Genomic DNA, 2824 nt, shown 5'->3' with positions numbered 1-2824 from the left:
CACCTCCTACCTCGCGCGCCGCTGAGTTGGCGCGGGCGCACCAGCCGCTCCGCGCTCTCGTGACCAGGTTGAATGGAGCTCCGTCACGTCGGGACGCTGGCGCCGCCGCACAGGCGGCGATAAGACGCAGCTCCGACGGTCCCGAATGAGGATCCCCGTGTGGGACGGCCCGGGCAACCGCGTCAATGGCGTCGCACATCATGAGCGTGGCGGTCGAGCGAGCGATGGTGGCGGGTGAGGAGGTTCAAGGCGCCGACCGCCTCCGCGTTGTTTGGGACGCTCGCCGCCGGTCAGGGCCACAGCGCCCGCTCGAAAGGCGTTTTCGAGCGGGTTCTCGGCGTGCGTGTGATCGCGGGTAGTCGGGGCGAGGAGGGCGACCGTGCATCCGTCGCAGGTGCGGGCGATCTCCGCCCGCCCGCATCTGGGCATCGGTGGGGCCGTCCACCACATGGCGGGGAACGTCCGATGCGTCGAGGCGCTGGCGAGGAATCGCGTCGCGGTCGGACGGATCTCGACCTCGCCATAGGTGGCGGCGGTGGGCGCTCGGCCCGGGCGATCGCGGCATCCAGCTCGGGTATGTCGATCACGCAGGTGCCGTCGAGCTGCCCGTTCGTGTCGGGAAAGGGTCGTCCTGCATGAGCAGGTCACCGGTCTTGCGATTGATCGCCGCTGCGGCCGAGCGGGGCAGCACCTCGGTGGAGAGGAGCTCGCCGGCGTCGCGGGAGGTGGTCGGCGTCCAGATGGTGTCAGGCAGCGACAGCTCCCCGCAGCTCAGCCGCCCCCGGACCGTGGAGCTCGCCGATCCGGACCGTGCGTCCGGTGAGCAGGAGGAACAGGTCGGTTATGGATCCGGTGATTTCTGGGCCGCTGCCGGTCGACCAGGTGTAGTCGGTGGCGGTGAGCCGGAATCCGGCGAGCGGCAAGGACCGAAAGACCTTCGCCTTGCCGCGCCCGTGGTAGGACAACACGCGATTCGCTGCCTCGGCCACCTCGAGGGCAGGTATGTCGACGTGGCGGCCGAGTGGGATGCACATATCGAGGGTGTGGCCGATGGCGTCGATGAGCGACTCGCGGCAGGTCAGGCCCGGGAACAGACGGTGCACCCCGACCAACTGGGCAAGCCGGTCGGTCAGCTGGTCGGTGTCGTAGCGTCGAGCCAGTTCGATCGAGCCTTCCCGGATCACGTGGTTGTTTCCGCCCGGATGCCGGATAGCGAGCCCCACCAGCTGCGGCAACCCAAGGAGCGGCATCGTCAAGTGCGCCGCCACGTCGCGAACCGTCCATCGATCGCACAACGAGGGCGTGTCCCACTCGGATTGGCTCAGGCCGCTCACCAGCACCACGATCGCGTGACGGCGTCGGTCCACAGCCGACCAAACCTCGGTGTCGTCCACGGCGTGTCCTTCCGCGGTAGCCGGATCTAGTACGATAACGATACTACAACTAGTCCTGCATTCGTACTACCCGGAAGGCCATCCTTGGACCGCCAGATCCCGTCCAGCCTGCTCATGTTCATCAGTTACCGCGCTGCCGAGGACCGGATCTTCGCAGCGGTCGCCGAGGCTGGGTACGGCGACGTCACGCGCGCTCAGGCTCGACTGCTCGCCGGCATTGACCCCGGCGGCACTCGGCTGGTGGTCCTCGCTCAGCGGGCACGGATCGCCAAGCAGACCGCCCTGAGCCTGGTGAACGCCCTGGAGTCGGCCGGCTACGCGGAACGGGTGCCGGACCCCACCGACGGCCGCGCGCGGTTGATCCGGCTGACCGCACGTGGACAGAGCGGGTTGCCGCACGCCAGGGCGGAGGAAGCACGGATCGAGACCGAGTGGGAGGCGCAGCTAGGTCCTCGAAGAATGCGGGCGCTGCGGAAGGCCCTGTGGGAGCTCGCGCTGCTGGCCGACCCCGAGCTCCAACCGCCCACCGACCCCTAGCGATCCGGCGGGCGCGGACCGCCGAAGCGCTGCAGGCGCCGTCGCCGTCGCAGCCCTTGAGCCCCTCAACTGTTTACGCGGAACTCGCGGCGCAATGACGAGCCGCACGGTGGTTGGAAATCGGAGCCAGACATGGCAGCGCCGTAGTGCATGACGGAAGGTCTGTCGTGGCGGTGTTTGGTTGTCTGCGCCGGAGCGTCAGGTCAGAGGGTCCCGTAAGCCGAACCGTTACCGGGGATGACTGGCCAAGCGGGGGGCTGGGGCGCCGGCGTCCCGCTGGGGTGTCGGTTTCGGGACAGCCGGCGCCGTCGTCAGCCGGCGCCGTGCTGACGTCTCTGCGAGGTTGGCCTTAGCCGCCATGCGTTGCCGTTCGATGGCGCGGTACACCGTGGAGCGTCCTACGCCGAAGAGCTCGGCGACCTCCAGCGTGCTGTACTCGCCGCTGTGCACCAACGAGACCAGGTGCGCTTCCTGCTTCGGGTTGAGCTTGGGCTGCTTGCCGCGGAGCCGGCCCTTGGCCTTGGCGACCTTCATGCCCTCGACGGTGCGAAGCCTGATGAGGTCGGACTCGAACTCGGCGACCATCGCGAGGACGTTGAACAGCAGCCGCCCGACCGCGTCGGTCGGGTCATAGACCGAGCCGCCCAGGCTCAGGCTGATCTGCCGGGCGGTGAGCTCGTCGGCGATCGCGCGGGGACCGGGCCAGACGGTCGAGTTTCGTCACCACCAGCGTGTCACCCGCGCGGCAGGCGGCCAGAGCCTCCCGCAAGCCGGGCCGGTCGCGGTTGGTGCCGGTCAGGCCGTGGTCGACGTAGGTCCGCTCGGCCTCGACCCCGAGGGCGAGGAGACCGTCGCGTTGCGCGGTGAGATCCTGCTGATCGGTGGAGCATCGG

General features: G+C 69.1%; 4 protein-coding genes and 1 pseudogene. 2 read left to right on the top strand and 3 right to left on the bottom strand.

Features of this window, described 5'->3' with window-relative positions; genetic code table 11:
• Positions 1 to 379: 379 nt before the first annotated feature.
• Positions 380 to 526: a hypothetical protein gene (locus VF106_RS41425; RefSeq protein ID WP_330845497.1), complete on the top strand. Its 147-nt coding sequence runs from the start codon at positions 380 to 382 to the stop codon at positions 524 to 526.
• A gap of 220 nt (positions 527 to 746) precedes the next feature.
• On the opposite strand, the gene VF106_RS41420 is transcribed toward VF106_RS41425, so the two are convergent.
• A complete protein-coding gene (locus VF106_RS41420; RefSeq protein ID WP_330845496.1) occupies positions 747 to 1394 on the bottom strand; it encodes a maleylpyruvate isomerase family mycothiol-dependent enzyme in 648 nt (215 codons plus the stop codon).
• Positions 1395 to 1508: 114 nt separating this feature from the next.
• Between VF106_RS41420 and VF106_RS41415 the strand changes: the two genes are divergently transcribed.
• The gene (locus VF106_RS41415) at positions 1509 to 1931 is read left to right on the top strand and encodes a MarR family winged helix-turn-helix transcriptional regulator (protein WP_330845495.1); all 423 of its coding nucleotides are present in this window, start codon (positions 1509 to 1511) and stop codon (positions 1929 to 1931) included.
• Between the two features lie 228 nt (positions 1932 to 2159).
• Here VF106_RS41415 and VF106_RS51235 read toward each other — a convergent pair whose 3' ends face one another.
• The gene (locus VF106_RS51235; protein ID WP_330845498.1) at positions 2160 to 2465 is read right to left on the bottom strand and encodes a helix-turn-helix domain-containing protein; all 306 of its coding nucleotides are present in this window, start codon (positions 2463 to 2465) and stop codon (positions 2160 to 2162) included.
• Positions 2466 to 2498: 33 nt separating this feature from the next.
• Positions 2499 to 2824, bottom strand: a pseudogene (locus VF106_RS51230) (recombinase family protein); the annotation flags it as partial.

This window comes from Actinophytocola sp. (assembly GCF_036378875.1).
Taxonomy (GTDB): domain Bacteria; phylum Actinomycetota; class Actinomycetes; order Mycobacteriales; family Pseudonocardiaceae; genus Actinophytocola.
Note: the sequence above shows the minus strand (reverse complement) of the source record. Positions and strands in the feature narration are given on the sequence as shown.

Coding starts and splice junctions, on each gene's coding strand:
- VF106_RS51235 (WP_330845498.1), bottom strand. CDS start 2,465: ATGAAGGTCGCCAAGGCCAAGGGCCGGCTCCGCGGCAAGCAGCCCAAG.
- VF106_RS41415 (WP_330845495.1), top strand. CDS start 1,509: ATGTTCATCAGTTACCGCGCTGCCGAGGACCGGATCTTCGCAGCGGTC.